This window comes from Shinella sp. S4-D37, assembly GCF_040812195.1.
Classification (GTDB): domain Bacteria; phylum Pseudomonadota; class Alphaproteobacteria; order Rhizobiales; family Rhizobiaceae; genus Shinella.
Genome location: NZ_JBFNXL010000005.1, coordinates 3,396,243 through 3,411,519, shown reverse-complemented (window position 1 = coordinate 3,411,519; position 15,277 = coordinate 3,396,243). Strand labels below are relative to the sequence as shown.

The 15,277-nt window shown below is 66.2% G+C and carries 12 protein-coding genes; 5 read left to right on the top strand and 7 right to left on the bottom strand.

Annotation, left to right across the window (positions count from 1 at the left end; genetic code table 11):
- Window positions 1–22: 22 nt before the first annotated feature.
- From AB3G45_RS24195 to ubiE, 3 genes are all read right to left on the bottom strand, one after another.
- Window positions 23–3,652 (bottom strand): FecR domain-containing protein, encoded by a 3,630-nt coding sequence (locus AB3G45_RS24195; RefSeq protein WP_367832958.1) that lies wholly within the window; start codon window positions 3,650–3,652, stop codon window positions 23–25.
- A gap of 78 nt (window positions 3,653–3,730) precedes the next feature.
- On the bottom strand, window positions 3,731–5,305 hold the full coding sequence (ubiB, locus tag AB3G45_RS24190; RefSeq protein WP_367832957.1) for a 2-polyprenylphenol 6-hydroxylase: 1,575 nt from the start codon (window positions 5,303–5,305) through the stop codon (window positions 3,731–3,733).
- Between the two features lie 40 nt (window positions 5,306–5,345).
- The gene (ubiE, locus tag AB3G45_RS24185; protein WP_367832956.1) at window positions 5,346–6,122 is read right to left on the bottom strand and encodes a bifunctional demethylmenaquinone methyltransferase/2-methoxy-6-polyprenyl-1,4-benzoquinol methylase UbiE; all 777 of its coding nucleotides are present in this window, start codon (window positions 6,120–6,122) and stop codon (window positions 5,346–5,348) included.
- A gap of 183 nt (window positions 6,123–6,305) precedes the next feature.
- On the opposite strand from ubiE, the gene mutM reads away from it, so the two are divergent.
- The 4 genes from mutM to dnaA all read left to right on the top strand — a co-directional run bounded on the left by mutM (window position 6,306) and on the right by dnaA (window position 10,860).
- Window positions 6,306–7,187, top strand: a complete 882-nt coding sequence (mutM, locus tag AB3G45_RS24180) for a bifunctional DNA-formamidopyrimidine glycosylase/DNA-(apurinic or apyrimidinic site) lyase (RefSeq protein ID WP_367832955.1) — start codon at window positions 6,306–6,308, stop codon at window positions 7,185–7,187.
- Window positions 7,188–7,202: 15 nt separating this feature from the next.
- Window positions 7,203–7,976, top strand: a complete 774-nt coding sequence (locus AB3G45_RS24175) for an enoyl-CoA hydratase (protein ID WP_367832954.1) — start codon at window positions 7,203–7,205, stop codon at window positions 7,974–7,976.
- Between the two features lie 190 nt (window positions 7,977–8,166).
- Window positions 8,167–8,433, top strand: coding sequence for a 30S ribosomal protein S20 (gene rpsT / locus AB3G45_RS24170; RefSeq protein WP_023514010.1), 267 nt, complete (start codon window positions 8,167–8,169; stop codon window positions 8,431–8,433).
- 852 nt (window positions 8,434–9,285) lie between these two features.
- Entirely contained in the window at window positions 9,286–10,860 is a 1,575-nt protein-coding gene (gene dnaA / locus AB3G45_RS24165; protein ID WP_367832953.1) for a chromosomal replication initiator protein DnaA, read from the top strand.
- 127 nt (window positions 10,861–10,987) lie between these two features.
- Here the strand turns inward: dnaA and hemW are convergent, their stop codons facing one another.
- Genes hemW through rph form a run of 4 tightly spaced genes read right to left on the bottom strand, consistent with a single transcriptional unit; the run spans window position 10,988 to window position 13,986 of the window.
- Complete coding sequence (hemW, locus tag AB3G45_RS24160) at window positions 10,988–12,136, bottom strand: radical SAM family heme chaperone HemW (protein WP_367832952.1); 1,149 nt, start codon at window positions 12,134–12,136, stop codon at window positions 10,988–10,990.
- A 51-nt stretch (window positions 12,137–12,187) separates the two neighbouring features.
- Window positions 12,188–12,832: an RdgB/HAM1 family non-canonical purine NTP pyrophosphatase gene (gene rdgB / locus AB3G45_RS24155; RefSeq protein WP_367832951.1), complete on the bottom strand. Its 645-nt coding sequence runs from the start codon at window positions 12,830–12,832 to the stop codon at window positions 12,188–12,190.
- Window positions 12,833–12,839: 7 nt separating this feature from the next.
- Window positions 12,840–13,256: a VOC family protein gene (locus tag AB3G45_RS24150; RefSeq protein WP_367832950.1), complete on the bottom strand. Its 417-nt coding sequence runs from the start codon at window positions 13,254–13,256 to the stop codon at window positions 12,840–12,842.
- Between the two features lie 13 nt (window positions 13,257–13,269).
- Entirely contained in the window at window positions 13,270–13,986 is a 717-nt protein-coding gene (gene rph / locus AB3G45_RS24145; protein WP_367832949.1) for a ribonuclease PH, read from the bottom strand.
- A 191-nt stretch (window positions 13,987–14,177) separates the two neighbouring features.
- On the opposite strand from rph, the gene hrcA reads away from it, so the two are divergent.
- Window positions 14,178–15,254: a heat-inducible transcriptional repressor HrcA gene (gene hrcA, locus AB3G45_RS24140; RefSeq protein WP_367832948.1), complete on the top strand. Its 1,077-nt coding sequence runs from the start codon at window positions 14,178–14,180 to the stop codon at window positions 15,252–15,254.
- Window positions 15,255–15,277 lie beyond the last annotated feature (23 nt).

Sequence of the window (15,277 nt, the reverse complement as noted above, 5' to 3'; positions counted from 1 at the left end):
CGAAGGCGGGTCAAGCGGCTGCTCAGAACCGCGCCTTCATTGTCGCGAGGAAGGTGCGGCCCGGGGCGGGCAGGCGGTCGGCCATGTCGATATCGTTGTCGAAGATATTCAGCACGCTGAAGCCGGCCTCCAGATGCCCGCTTTCCGATTTCCAGGTCAGCGCGGCGTCCGTCGTCCAGTAGCTGTCGAGCGTGAGGCCGCCCGGCGTGCCGTCCTCTTCGAAATAGTGCGAGCCGAGCCGCGGGCCGACGAAGCTCTGGGCGATCGTCGCCGTCCAGCGCGCGGGATGCACATAGGTGAAGCCGACCTGCGCGACATAGTCGGGCACGAGTGGCACGGCGAAGGAGGGATCCCAGCCGGTCGTGGTGTCCTTGCTGGTGTTCCAGGTGAAGGAGCCGAAGGCACCGAGGCCGTCGCCGACCCAGTAGTTGGCGCTGATCTGCAGGCGGTCGATCTTGCCCGTGTCCGTCAGGAAGCTCGCCATGAAGTCTTCCGGCGTCAGCGTCAGGCCGTTGAAGCGCTGGTGCTGGTATTCGACCGCGGTGAAGAAGCGCTCGTTCCACTCGGCATCCCAGCGCACCGCCGTCGTCTGCGTCTGCCCCCCGCGGAAGAGCGGAAGCTCCATCGGCGCTAGGCCGACCGTCGTGACTGGCGAGAGCGTGTAGTTGCTGGCGAACTGCGTATCCTGCCGATAGTAGGCGCGCAGCCAGTGGCTGTCGTTCGGTGCGAGGGCGATGCCGAGCCGGTAGTCGACCGGCCCCCAGCGCGGGCTGTCGCCGTCGAAACGCGACTGGAAGGCGCCTGCCTGGACCTGCAACCTGTCCGAAAGCTCCAGATAGCCGTCGATATAGGCCCGCGTCGCCGAACTGCCGCCGTTGGCGGCCCCAAGGTCCTCGATCTCGCCGGTCGTCAGGTTGGTCGCGATCGTCGAGACCCGGAAATCACTCTCCGCCGCCTCCATGCCGTAGCGCAGCGTCAGCGGCCCGATGCCGAGGAGATGACCGACGCCATAGGTGAAAACGTCCTCCCGCGACTTTTCGTTGATGCGATAGGGGATCGGCGGGATATCGTCGTCCTCATCGGCGTCGTCGATCCAGCGGTATCGGGTCAGGTCGTCCACCCGCCGGTTGACCGCGAAGGCCTGCACCACGTTGCGTTCGCCGATGACGTGGCTCCAGGCGACGCCGAGCTCGGTAGCATCCGTCACGCTGTCGTTGAAGGGGGCGGGATTGGAGATCTGGCCCGGATAGCCGACCTCCTGCCGGATCCTGTTGCCGAAGAGATAGACGCTGTCCGTCAGGGTCGGCTTGACGCCGATGCGGAAGAGCCCGCCCAGAAGATCGTTCTCGTCGTTCTCGCGCGCGCTCTCCGGCCGGGTGATATCGCCCTGGAGATAGTAGCTGACCGGCACGGGCGTGTAGCTCGTGCCCTGGAGGAGGATATCGCTCGCCCAGCCGGTGTCCGCGCCGTAGTCCGAGAGCGTCCCGCCCAGCGAGGCCTCGAAGAAGTTGCGGGTCTCCAGGCTGTTGCGCTTTTCCTCCGAGGCGACCGACAGGGGGGCGAACAGCCGGGCCTGAAGCTCCGATGCGAGGGAGGAGCTGCCGGAGGAGGAACGGTCGAGGCCGGAAAGCGGTGCGCCCACGAAAGGGCTGCCGCCGCCGGCCGTCGCCTCGTCGACATAGGTCGTGGAGACGAAGGGATCGTAGGACCGGTCCGCGTAGAAATGGCCCCATTCTGTGAGGCCGATATTGTCGAGCGCCACGCCGAGATAGGAGGAGACCTGCCGGTTGGTGTCGTAGCCGGAATAGTAGCCGCCGCGCGCCTGCCGGCGGCGCAGCGCCTCGCGGGCGTTGAGGATGGCATCGTCGGCGCGGAACTCGTCGATCGCGATGCCGGCGCGGAGGAGGGCGATGCTCGGATTGTCCTTGTCGAAGCGGTCGGCATTGTCGAGCGCCTGGGCGGTTTCGGCATCGGCGCCGCTCTGGTAGTTGGCGATGGCAAGGCCGATCAGCGCGTCGCCGGCGGTCGGGTTGACGGCGGCGGCCTCCTGCAGGACCTTCTCGCCCTCCGCGGTCCTGCCCATGCGCAGGAGATAGCGGCCCTTGGCGGCGAGCACGGCGTAGGAGGTGGGGTCGAGCGCCTCGGCGGCGTCGATCGCCGCCTTCGCCGCGACCATCTGGTCGTTGTCCATCAGGAAACGGGCATGGTTGGCGTGCAGCGCGGCGTTTTCCGGGTTGAGGGCGATGGCGTGCCGGTGGGCGGCGTTGGCTTCCACGATGGCGTTGCGGTCGCTCTTCAGGATGCCGATTTCGTTCCACACGGCATCGTCGCCGGGCGCGGCCTTCACCGCGCGGTCGAGATCGGCGAGCGCGCCGTCGACGTCGCTCGACACGGTGGCGCGGAACCGCGCGCTGACCAGCAGATGGGCGGGATCGTCCGGATCGATCGCCTTCGCGCGGGCGAGCGCCGCGCGCACCTCGTCGCGGTCGTCGAGTTCGTAGGCGATGCCGGCGCGCATGGCCGGCAGGCTTGCCTCGCCGGGGAAGCGTTCCTCGGCCCGGCGCAGGAATTCGATCGCCTCGACCTCTCCGCGCAGATTGGCGATGACGGTGGCCTGGGCGATGGCCTCGCCGGCGGTCCGCGGCGCGCGGTCGAGGGCGGGCGGCCGCGCATCGGTGTCGGGGTTCTCCAGCGAGAGCGCGATCCATTCGCCATACTTCGCCATGATGCGCCGCTCGCCGGAAAGATGCGGCATCGCCTTGCGGAACAGCCGGATCGCGTCGTCATAGCGGGTCGCCTGGCCGGCGATCATCGCCTCGACAAGGTCGGCGCGGGCCTCCAGCGCTGCGGGAAGCGGGCGCGGCAGGCGGGAAAGGGCAGCCTCCGCCGCCGCCCTGCCGTCATAGGCGAGCGCCGTCTCGGCAAGCGTCAGCCAGTCCTCGCGGCTGCGGCCGGCCTCCGGCATGTCGAGGATGCGCCGCCGCTCGGCGCGGGCGGCCGTGCTCTCCACGCCGCTTACGGGCAGGCTGGCGAAGGTGCCGCGCACCTCGCTGTAGAGCAGGACCTGCTCGCGCTCCCTGAGGTTGACGAGGATGTATTTGCGCGGCGCCTCGCCGATCCGCGCCACGGCGCCCTCGCCCTGGCCGACCGTCACCGACCCTTGCGCGTTGGAAAGCTCCACCGTGCCTTCGAGCACGGTCAGCGTCGTGCGGTCGCCCTCGGCGCGCAGTGTCCAGTCCGTGCCGCGGATGGCGGCGGCCGCCGCCGGCGTGTCGACGGTAAGTCCGCTGCCGCCGCGGTCCGCGCGGCCCCAGATCGTGCCGCCTTCAAGGTTGAGCAGACTGTCGGACGCGCCATCGATCTTGCGCACGCGCAGGACCGTCTCGCGCGCCATGCGCACCAGCGTGTTGTCGGAAAAGCGGATGGCAAGGCTGCCGATGGCATTGGTGCGAAGCGTGTCGCCGGCGATGAGGTCCTGGTTGACCTCGACGCCCCGCCAGTTCTCCACCGTGACGAAGCGCACTTCCTCGCCGGATTTGCGGTCCACGACGGCGCCGTCGACGGCCGGGCCGCGCGGCAGGACCTCGGCGGAGGCCGGAAAAAAGCCAGCAACGATCGCGAGGGCCGAAACGCCCAGCTTCAACACACGCATGTTCTTTGTTCGTCCACCCTCGGAGGTGACGATATGGATGCAATTTCTCGGTGTTGTCAACGCGCGGGAAGCAACCCGTCAGGCAAGCTTCCAGGCGATGTAGACGAGTGTTGCAGCAATGATCCACAGGGCCAGCCGGCCGGAGCGGCTGTGGCGAGCTTCTGATCTGCCGATCGCCTCGGCGGTCTCCGCGTCGAAACGCAGACCCTTCTCGGCCATGCTGGTAAGGTCCTGCGAGAATTTTTCCGCCTTGGCGGCGATTTCCGGCACCGCCTCGGCCAGTCGCAGGGCGGCATGCGCGCCGTCGCGAAGGTCCGTCAGAAGCCGCTTCGGCCCCAGATTGTCCCGGATCCAGTCGCCGACGACGCCTTCGGACGCCTTCCACATGTTGAAGCGCGGGTTGAGTGTGCGCGAGACGCCCTCCACCACCACCATGGTCTTCTGCAGCATGACGAGTTCGGTGCGCGTCTCCATGTCGAAGAGCTCCGTCACCTCGAAGAGCAGGGTGAGGAGCTTGGCCATGGAGATGGTCTCGGCCGGCTGGCCGTGGATCGGCTCGCCGATGGCGCGGATCGCCTGGGCGAAGCTGGCCGTGTCGTGGTGCGCGGGCACATAGCCCGCCTCGAAATGCACGTCGGCGACGCGCTGGTAGTCGCGCGTGATGAAGCCGTAGAGGATCTCGGCGAGGAAGCGACGCTCCTTCTTGCCGAGCCGGCCGACGATGCCCATGTCGACGGCGACGATGACGCCCCCGGAATCCACGAAGAGATTGCCCTGATGCATGTCCGCATGGAAGAAGCCGTCGCGCAGCGTGTGGCGCAGGAAGGACTGGATCAGCGTGTCGGCCAGCCTGTCGAGGTCGTGGCCGGCGACGCGCAGGCCCTCGACGTCGGACATCTTGATGCCGTCGATCCATTCCATGGTGACGACGTCGCGCCCCGTGCGCTCCCAGTCGACCTTCGGCACGCGAAAGCCGGGATCGTCCCTGGTGTTCTCGCCGAGTTCGGACAGCGCGGCCGCTTCCAGGCGAAGGTCCATCTCCACCTTCGTCGTCTGCTCCAGCGTGCGCGTCACCTCGACCGACTTCAGCCGGCGCGTGTTGGGCAGGATGCGCTCCTGGAGGCGCGCGGCGGCATACATGGCTTCGAGGTCGTGGGCGAAGCGCTGGCGCACGCCGGGGCGGATGACCTTGACGGCGACCTTGCGTTCGCCGGTGGCGTCGCGCACCGTGGCGGGGTGGACCTGCGCGATTGAGGCGGCGGCGATCGGATCGCCGAAATTCACATAGAGGTCGTCGAGCGGCCGGCCGAGCGAGCCTACCACGGTGGCAACGGCCGCTTCGAGCGGAAAGGTCGCCATGCGGTCCTGGAGGGCGGAGAGGTCGACGGCGATCTCGGCGCCGACGACGTCGGGCCGGGTCGCCAGGAACTGGCCCATCTTCACATAGGACGGGCCGAGGCGCTCGATGGCGCGGGCGAGGCGGTCGCTGCGGTCCTCCTTCGACGCCCGGCGGCGCTCGAAGAGGCCGGCAAGCGTATGGGCGGTGCGGGCGAGCGGCGGCATGCCCTCCGTCGGCAGGGCCGAGACGACGCCCTCGCGCATGAGAACCCAGCCCACGCGGGCGAGCCGGAGATAGGCGCTCAGAACACTCATGCGGAACGGTGCCGCTGGAAGGACGACCGGATCATCATGCTCAGAGCTTCCAGCCCGAATGCAGCGCCGCGATGCCGCCGGTATAATTGGTGAAATTGACGCGGGAGAAGCCGGCGGTGCGGATCATCGCCGCGAAATCCTGCTGGTTGGGGAACTTGCGGATCGATTCCACGAGATACTGGTAGGGCTCGGCATCGCCGGTAATCATCTTGCCGAATTGCGGGATCGCCTTGAACGACCAGGTCTCGTAGAACCGGTCGAGGAGCGGCATCTCCACTTCGGAGAATTCGAGTACGAGCAGGCGCCCGCCGCGCTTCAGCACGCGATAGGCTTCCGACAGCGCGACATCGATGCGCGGCACGTTGCGGATGCCGAAGGCGATCGTATACGCATCGAAACTGCCGCTTTCGAAGGGCAGTTCCTCGGCATTGGCTTCCACGAAATCGAGATTGGCGGAAAGGCCCTTCTTCGCCGCCCGGTCGGCGCCGACGGAAAGCATCGAGCCGTTGATGTCGAGCACGGTGGCATGGGCCAGCCTGTCGGACGCCTCCACGATGCGGAAGGCGATGTCGCCGGTGCCGCCGGCAACGTCGAGCACCTTGTAGGACGGGTCCTTGCGCGGATTGAGGCTTGCGATCATCGCGTCCTTCCAGGCCCGGTGCAGGCCGGCGGACATGACGTCGTTCATGATGTCGTAGCGCTTGGCGACCTTGTGGAACACGTCGTTGACGAGCGCCTGCTTCTCGCCTTGCCGCACCTCGCGGAAGCCGTAGGAGGTCTCCATGCCGCCGTCCGCGGATGTGCGCTGTTCCGTCATCGTCGTCTCCATGGGCCGGTCTGTCGCAGCCGGATTGCCGCAAAGACCATAGCGAATTGGCCGGGGCCGCGCTATCTCACGCACACTGCCCGCCGCTTCGCCGGGTATATAGGACATAGATTGCCGAGAGGGAAATGCCGCGCCGCGGCAAATGCGCTCAAGGTTAAATCGAAGGAGAAGACGATGCCGGAATTGCCGGAAGTGGAAACGGTGCGCCGGGGCCTTGCCCCCGTCATGGAGGGATCGACGATCCGCCGGGCGGAGCTGCGCCGCCCCGACCTGCGCTTCCCCTTCCCGCCCGCCTTTTCCGCGGTGGTGTCCGGCCGCCGCGTCGTCTCGCTCGGCCGCCGGGCCAAATATCTGCTGATCGACATCGAGGGCGGCGACGTGGTGATCGCCCATCTCGGCATGTCTGGCTCCTTCCGGGTGGAGGGCGAGGAGCCACCCGGCGATTTCCATATACCCCGCGGCAAGGACCCGCGCCACGACCACGTCGTCTTCCACCTGGAGACGCCGGAGGGCGAGCGCCGCGTCGTCTACAACGATCCTCGCCGCTTCGGCTTCATGGATATCGCCCGGCGGGAGGATATTGCCGCCCATGCCTTCTTCCGCGATCTCGGCGCCGAGCCGACCGGCAACGCGATGGACGCCGACTACATTGCGGCAAAATTCCGCGGCCGGCAGACGCCGCTGAAGGCCGCGCTGCTCGACCAGAAGAACATTGCCGGCCTCGGCAACATCTATGTCTGCGAGGCGCTGTGGCGCGCGCATCTTTCGCCGGAGCGGCTGGCGGGCACGCTGGTCACGGCGGCGGGCAGGCCGAAGAAGGAGCTCGTCCTCCTCACCGAGGCGATCCGCCAGGTGATCGCCGATGCGATCGAGGCGGGCGGCTCGACCCTGCGCGACCATATCCGCGCCGACGGCTCGCTCGGCTATTTCCAGCATTCCTTCTCCGTCTATGATCGCGAGAAGGAGCCTTGCCGCACGCCCGGCTGCTCGGGCACGATCGGCCGCATCGTACAGAGCGGACGCTCGACCTTCCATTGCGCCGCCTGTCAGAAATAAACGGAGGAGAAGACCATGGCTTACGAAACCCTACTGGTGGAGACGCGCGGGCGCGTCGGGCTCATCACGCTCAACCGGCCGCAGGCGCTGAACGCGCTCAACCGCCAGCTGCTCGACGAGCTGAAGGGCGTGCTCGCCGCCTTCGAGGCGGATGCCGGCATCGGCGCCATCGTCCTCACCGGCTCGGAAAAGGCCTTCGCCGCCGGCGCCGACATCAAGGAGATGCAGCCCTACGGCTTCGCCGACGCCATGATGGAGGACCTTGCCGCCGGCTGGGACGACGTGGCGGCCTGCCGCAAGCCGATGATCGCCGCCGTCAGCGGCTTCGCGCTCGGCGGCGGCTGCGAGGTCGCCATGATGTGCGACTTCATCATCGCCTCGCAGACGGCGAAGTTCGGCCAGCCGGAAATCACGCTCGGCGTCATTCCCGGCATGGGCGGCACGCAGCGCCTGACGCGCGCCATCGGCAAGGCGAAGGCGATGGACCTCATCCTCACCGGCCGCCTGATGGATGCGCAGGAAGCCGAGCGCGCCGGCCTCGTCGCCCGCGTGGTGGCGCCGGAAAGGCTGCTGGAGGAGGCGCTGGCCGCGGCGGAGAAGATCGCCGGCTATTCCCTTCCCGCCGCCATGCTGGCGAAGGAGGCGGTGGGATGCGCCTACGAGAGCATCCTTGCCGAGGGCATGCGCGCGGAGCGCCGGCTGTTCCACGCGCTCTTCGCCACGGAAGACCAGAAGGAAGGCATGGCGGCCTTCATCGAGAAGCGCAAGCCGGCCTTCCGGCATCGTTGATGCCCCGGGCGGCGTTTCTTGCAGAATCCGCGTTGACGCCGTCGTGGTTTCCCGCTATACGCCGCCCACAGTTTGGAAAGCCGAATTCCAAGGTTTTCCGATATTGCTCCCGAATTGCTTTGATGACAGGTCGCAGTGACCCGGCACGGCGAGGGTGGAGTTTGTGTCAGATTTCTGAAGAGAGGCATAAATGGCCAATACAACCTCGGCAAAGAAGGCGACCCGCAAGATCGCCGCGCGCACCGCAGTCAACAAGTCGCGCCGCTCGCGCGTCCGCAACTTCATCCGCAAGGTCGAAGAGGCCATCGCCTCCGGCGACCAGGCTTCGGCCGCCGCCGCTCTGAAGGCCGCCCAGCCGGAACTGATGCGCGCCGCCACGAAGGGTGTGCTCCATTCCAACACGGCATCCCGCAAGGTCTCGCGTCTGGCGAACCGCGTGAAGACGATGTCGGCCTGATAGCCCATCGAGCTATGCAATATTAGAAAAAGCCCGGCGCTTGCGCCGGGCTTTTTCTTTGGTTTTTCGACCCTGCTATGGTTAATGTGCAAGGCTTCATCGTGTCAAAAGCGTGACGAAGAAAATCCTTTAAATTCAGTTACTTGCGCGAGGTCTGGTGGTGTTCTCCTACCTTTCGTTGCGGGAGTTTGACAGCAATTTGAGTCAAGCGAATTTTTATTTTTTTCGTTTTCCGGCCCTCCCGAAAACAACCCGAAAACAAAGCCATTGATTCCTAACGGATTCTCCTTTGGCCTCCTGATTCCGAGTCAGGAACGCGCTTGCGAGTCAACGGCCGCCCCTTAATTTTGCGTAAAATTCGTGATTGATCTTGGTGCCTGATCCTGCCTAAATGCTTTCCACAGGGGGCGCGGACACAGCCTTAAATGATCGCCGGCAAGACTGTCTCATGAAGGCAGCGGTGATTGTTTGTCCTCTGTGACGAAGCGGCTCCGCTTCGTAAAATCATCCAACCGGCAACGTTTGCCCCAGGTGCCTCACCGCACACTGGCGAGTGTTTTTGCGACTATCGGTTGCGCCGGTTGCAGTGGCCATGAGGATGGCCGGATGATGGGGGCATGCCCGCCGAACGCTCGACGAGGGAGTGAGCGGCGCGGTCACAGACGGGACTTGACGATCCGACATGACAACGGATCCGACGGGCCTGAATTGTGTTTGGGAAACAGGGTCGTGTCGAATGTAGGGGGTCGGCATGACCGGGGCACCAGATTCCGGACCGGGCGATGACTCGGCACGGGCGGGGGATGGCAAACATGAAAGGCGCCGGCAGGAATGCCGACGTGGCGAAGAAGCATGAAAGGCGGCAAGATGCAGGTGAATACGGCCAGAACGACTGGTGCATTCGCAAACGGGGAAAAAGCACTCAAGGCGCTCCCGCAAGAAGGGGCGCAGGCGGCGGGGGTTCCATCCGATATGAAGCAGGACGCGATTTTCGAGCGGGTCAGTGCGCGCCTTAAAGCGCAGGTCGGTCCGGACGTCTTCGCGAGCTGGTTCGGTCGGCTGAAGGTCCATTCCGTCTCCAAGAGCGTCGTGCGCCTGTCTGTGCCGACGACGTTCCTGAAGTCCTGGATCAACAATCGCTATCTCGATCTCATCACCAGCCTGTTCCAGCAGGAGGATTCCGAAATCCTCAAGGTGGAGATCCTGGTGCGAACCGCGACCCGCGGCATACGCCCCGGCACCGTCGAGGAGGCCATCGCCGTCGAGCCCGCCGCGCCGCAGCAGGCCCAGCCGCGCCGTTCGTCCGGCGGCCCGCAGCCGGTCGCCAGCGTTGCCGCATCGGTTGCCGTCGCGGCCCAGCCGCGCGTGCAGCATTCCGGCCCGCTCTTCGGCTCGCCGCTCGACCAGCGTTATACGTTCGATGCCTTCGTCGAGGGCACCTCGAACCGCGTCGCCCTTGCCGCTGCCCGCACGATCGCGGAAGCCGGTGCCGGCGCCGTGCGCTTCAACCCGCTCTTCGTCCATTCCAGCGTCGGCCTCGGCAAGACGCACCTGCTCCAGGCGATCGCGCTCGGCGCGCTGTCCAGCGCCCGCAACCCGCGCGTCGTCTACCTGACGGCTGAATATTTCATGTGGCGCTTCGCGACCGCGATCCGCGACAATGACGCGCTCTCCCTCAAGGAGACGCTGCGCAACATCGATCTCCTGATCATCGACGACATGCAGTTCCTGCAGGGCAATTCGATCCAGAACGAGTTCTGCCACCTGCTCAACATGCTGCTCGATTCCGCCAAGCAGGTCGTGGTCGCCGCCGACCGCGCGCCCTGGGAGCTGGAATCGCTCGATCCGCGGGTGCGCTCGCGCCTGCAGGGCGGCGTCGCCATCGAGATGGAAGCGCCGGACTACGAGATGCGCCTCGAGATCCTCAAGCGCCGCCTTGCCGCCGCGCAGCAGGAGGACGGCTCGCTCGACATTCCCGTCGAGATTCTGAGCCATGTCGCGCGCAACATTACGGCGAGCGGCCGGGAACTCGAAGGCGCCTTCAATCAGCTGCTCTTCCGCCGTTCCTTCGAGCCGAACCTCACGATCGAGCGCGTCGACGAACTGCTCGGCCATCTCGTCGCCGCCGGCGAGCCGCGCCGGGTGCGCATCGAGGACATCCAGCGCGTGGTGGCGAAACACTACAACGTCTCGCGCCAGGAACTGGTCTCGAACCGCCGCACGCGCGTCATCGTCAAGCCGCGCCAGATCGCCATGTATCTCTCCAAGACGCTGACGCCGCGCTCCTTCCCGGAGATCGGCCGTCGCTTCGGCGGACGCGATCACACGACCGTGCTGCACGCCGTGCGCAAGATCGAGGAGCTGATCTCGGGCGACACCAAGCTCAGCCACGAGATCGAGCTTTTGAAGCGGCTGATCAACGAGTAGGAATTGGGCAGTAGGAATTAGGCAATAGGGCATGGACGGCCTTACCGTCTTTGGATTTGTCCCTACTGCCTACTGCCTACTGCCTACTGCCTACTGCCTACTGCCTACTGCCTATGCGCCAAGCGCGTCAGCAGGCGAGATCGGCGACCACCGCATCGAGGATCAGCATGCCGGCCGGCGTGCAGCGCAGGCGGGAATTACCGAGCCGCTCGATGAAACCGTGCTCGATGAGGAACTGTTCGCGGTCGGGGTCCGGGTCGCGGCCCGAAAGGCTCTGCCAGCGAGCGAGATCGACGCCTTCCTTCAGGCGCAGGCCCATCAGCAGAAGTTCGTCCGCCTGGGCTTCGCGCTCCAGCAGCTCCTGGTCGATCATGCCGTGGCCTTCCGCCTCGACAAGCGCCAGCCAGCCCTCCGGCTTGCGCTCCGTGGCGGTGGCGATCTTCGCGCCGCCCGTCGTCAGGCGGCCATGCGCGCCGGGGCCGATGCCGACATAGTCGCCATAGCGCCAATAGGTGAGGTTGTGGCGGCTCTCCGAGCCGGGGCGGGCATGGTTGGAGACCTCGTAGGCCGGCATGCCCTCGCGCTCGGTGATCTCCTGCGTCGCTTCGTAGAGCACGGCGGATTGCTCGCCGTCCGGCACGATCAGCTTGCCGGCCTTGTGCAGGCCGTAGAAGGGCGTGCCCTCCTCGATGGTGAGCTGGTAGAGCGAGAGATGGTCGACGGCGTAGGAGACGGCTTCCTTCAGCTCGCGATCCCATTCCGCCACCGTCTGGTTCGGGCGGGCATAGATGAGGTCGAAGGACATGCGGGGGAAGATGTCGCGCGCCAGCCGGATCGCCTTCAGCGCATCGGCGACGTCATGCAGCCGGCCGAGGAACTTCAGGTCCCTGTCGTTCAGCGCCTGCACGCCGAGCGAGACGCGGTTGACCCCGGCGGCGCGATAGCCGCGGAACCGCTCGGCCTCGACGCTGGAGGGATTGGCCTCCAGGGTGATCTCTATGCCGTCGGGCACATGCCAGTGGCGCGCGATGCCGTTGAGGATCGCGTCCACCGTCTCAGGCGCCATCAGCGAGGGCGTGCCGCCGCCCATGAAGATGCTGGTGACGGTGCGCGAGCCGGTGAGGCGACGCATGGTCGCCATTTCCTTGAGAAACGCCTGCACGAAGCGCGGCTGGTCGACCGGCTGGTGGCGCACATGGCTGTTGAAGTCGCAATAGGGGCATTTGGCGGCACAGAAGGGCCAGTGCACGTAGACGCCGAAGCCAGGCTCGGGCATATCCGCTCCCGGGCTTTGCCGGATGTCGAGGGGCACCGCCGTCATCCCGCCTCAGGCCGTCAGGCAGGTTTCGACGAAGCGCTTGAAGGCGCGGGCGCGGTGCGACAGGGCGGCCGCGTCGCCCGGCCTCCAGCCGTGCTTTTCCTCTGCGCTCATCTCGCCGAAGGTCGTCGCGTAGCCTTCCGGCTGGAAGACCGGATCGTAGCCGAACCCTTGCGTGCCGCGCGGCGGCCAGACGACATGGCCTTCCACCTCGCCACGGAAGAGTTCGGTATGGCCGTCCGGCCAGGCAAGGCAGAGCACGGAGACGAAGCGCGCGGTGCGGTCCCTCGCCTCGGCGGCGCCCCTGTCGGCGAGCGCCTTTTCCACCTTCTCCATGGCCATCACGAAATCGCGCGTGCCGTCTTCCCTTTCCGCCCAGTTTGCCGTGTAGACGCCCGGCGCGCCGTCGAGCGCATCGATGACGAGGCCGGAATCGTCCGAAAGGGCGGGAAGGCCGGAGGCTCTGGCCGAGGCGAGCGCCTTGATCGTCGCGTTCTCCTCGAAGGTCGTGCCCGTCTCGTCCGGCTCCTCGAACTTCAGTTCGGCTGCGGATTTGGCGGAAAAGCCGAAGGGGCCGATCAGGTCCTCGATCTCGCGGATCTTCCCGGCATTGTGGCTGGCGACGACGATCGTCTTGGTGTCGAGCTTGCGCATAAGGATCCTAAGCGATGTTCCAGAGACCGGGCTCGGCACATTCGAGGCTGTTGCCGGCGGGGTCGCGGAAGTAGATGGAGCGGGCGCCGTTCGCCCAACAGAAATCCGCTTCGATGGTGATGCCGGCTTCTACGAGCTTTTCCACCCAGAAATCAAGGTCCGCGCGAGGAACGCGGAAACAGGCATGCCCGGGCCCCCTTGTGCCGTGCACCGGCACCCGAAAGGCCTGGGGCGGTGGCGGTACGACGGTCTCGGCCGGATTGAAGATCAGGAGCACGCCGGCGCCGCAGCGGAAGAAGACGTGGCGGTTGGCCTGCCGCGTGATCCTTTCCAGCCCCAGCAGGCCGCCGTAGAAGGCGTCCGCCGCGTCGAGGTCGTCCGCATAGAGCGCGGTTTCGAGGATCCCTTCGATCGCGGCGGCCATGGCAAGTCCTGTCTCAGGCGATCGCCTGCTTCTGCATGCCGACCAGATCGGCAATGCCGTTGCGGGCCAGCGCCATCAGGCCGGAGAATTCCTCCTCCGTGAACGGCTTGCCCTCGGCCGTGCCCTGGATCTCGACGATCCCGCCCGAGCCGGTCATGACGAAGTTGGCGTCGGTCTCGGCGGCGGAATCTTCGAGATAGTCGAGGTCGATGACCGACTGGGCGGCGAAGATGCCGCAGGAGATCGCGGCCACATGGTCCTTCAGGACCTTCTCGACCTTGATCATGTTGCGGGCTTCCATCCACTTCAGGCAGTCGTGGAGTGCGATCCAGGCGCCGGTGATCGAGGCCGTGCGCGTGCCGCCGTCGGCCTGGATGACGTCGCAGTCGACGGTGATCTGGCGCTCGCCGAGCGCTTCGAGATCGACGACGGCGCGCAGCGAGCGGCCGATCAGGCGCTGGATCTCCTGCGTGCGGCCGCCCTGCTTGCCGGCGGCCGCTTCGCGCCGCATGCGGTCGCCGGTGGCGCGGGGCAGCATGCCGTATTCCGCAGTCACCCAGCCCTTGCCGCTGTTGCGCAGCCACGGCGGCGTCTTGTCTTCAAGGCTGGCGGTGACGAGCACATGCGTGTCGCCGAACTTGACGAGACAGGAGCCTTCGGCATGCTTGGAAATGTTGCGCTCGAAGGAAACCTTGCGCATCTGGTCGGTTTTTCTGCCGGACGGCCGCATCGCGAACTCCTGTCTGAATGATCTGGGAAGCTGCTTTAGACCAGATCGCCGGGCGAGGGAATGGCGACAGGCGCGGCGTTTGCGTTTTGACGCCGTGCGGCGGAAAACCGCGGCGGGAAAATCCGTTTTGCGCTGCCCTTCGAAATCACTATATTCCGTCGGATAACAGGGTGCGCAGCGGAAAGATGGTTTTGACGAGATCTCCGGGTCCTGACAGTCAGGCGGCGCTCGACGAGCGTTCGGGCGAAATCTTCCGCCGTATCGTCGAGAGCTATCTGGAAAGCGGCGAGCCCCTCGGCTCGCGCAACCTGTCGCGCATCCTGCCCATGTCGCTCTCGCCGGCCTCCGTGCGCAACGTGATGAGCGACCTGGAGGAACTCGGCCTCATTTATTCGCCGCATATCAGCGCCGGCCGTCTTCCAACGCAGCTCGGCCTGCGCTTCTTCGTCGATGCCTTCATGCAGGTGGGCAACATCTCGCCGGAGGATCGCGCCTCGATCGAGCGGCATGTGCGCCCGCACGGCCAGAAGCATTCGGCCGTCGAGACCATGATGAACGAGGCGAGCCAGGCGCTGTCCGGCATGTCGCGCGGCGCCGGCCTCGTCATCACCTCGAAGAACGACGCCGTCCTGAAACATGTCGAGTTCATCCGGCTGGAGCCGACCAAGGCGCTGGTCGTGCTGGTCGGCGATCACGACCAGGTGGAGAACCGCATCATCGAGCTGCCGGCGGGCGTCACGAGCTCGCAGCTCACCGAGGCCGCCAATTTCCTCAACGCGCACCTTGCCGGCAACACGCTGCTGGAGGCGCGCGCCCAGCTGGAGCGGCTGCGCGGCGAGATCAGCAGCGAACTCGACAAGCTGTCGCAGGATCTCGTCGAACGCGGGCTGATGGTCTGGTCCGGTGGCTTCGACGAAGGCAAGCCGACGCGGCTCATCGTGCGCGGCCGGGCGAACCTCCTGGAAGGCCTTGCGGGCGCGGAGGATGTCGATCGCCTGCGTATGCTCTTCGACGACCTGGAGCGCAAGGACAGTTTGATCGAGCTCCTGAACCTCGCCGAGACGGGGCCGGGCGTGCGCATCTTCATCGGCTCGGAGAACAAGCTCTTCTCGCTGTCCGGCTCCTCGCTCATCGTCGCGCCCTATCGCGACGGCGACGACAAGATCGTCGGCGCCGTCGGCGTCATCGGGCCGACGCGGCTCAACTATTCCCGGATCGTGCCCATGGTGGACTACACGGCCCAGCTGATCTCGCGGCTTTCGCGCTGAAGGCCCGCAATCCGGGCATCGGC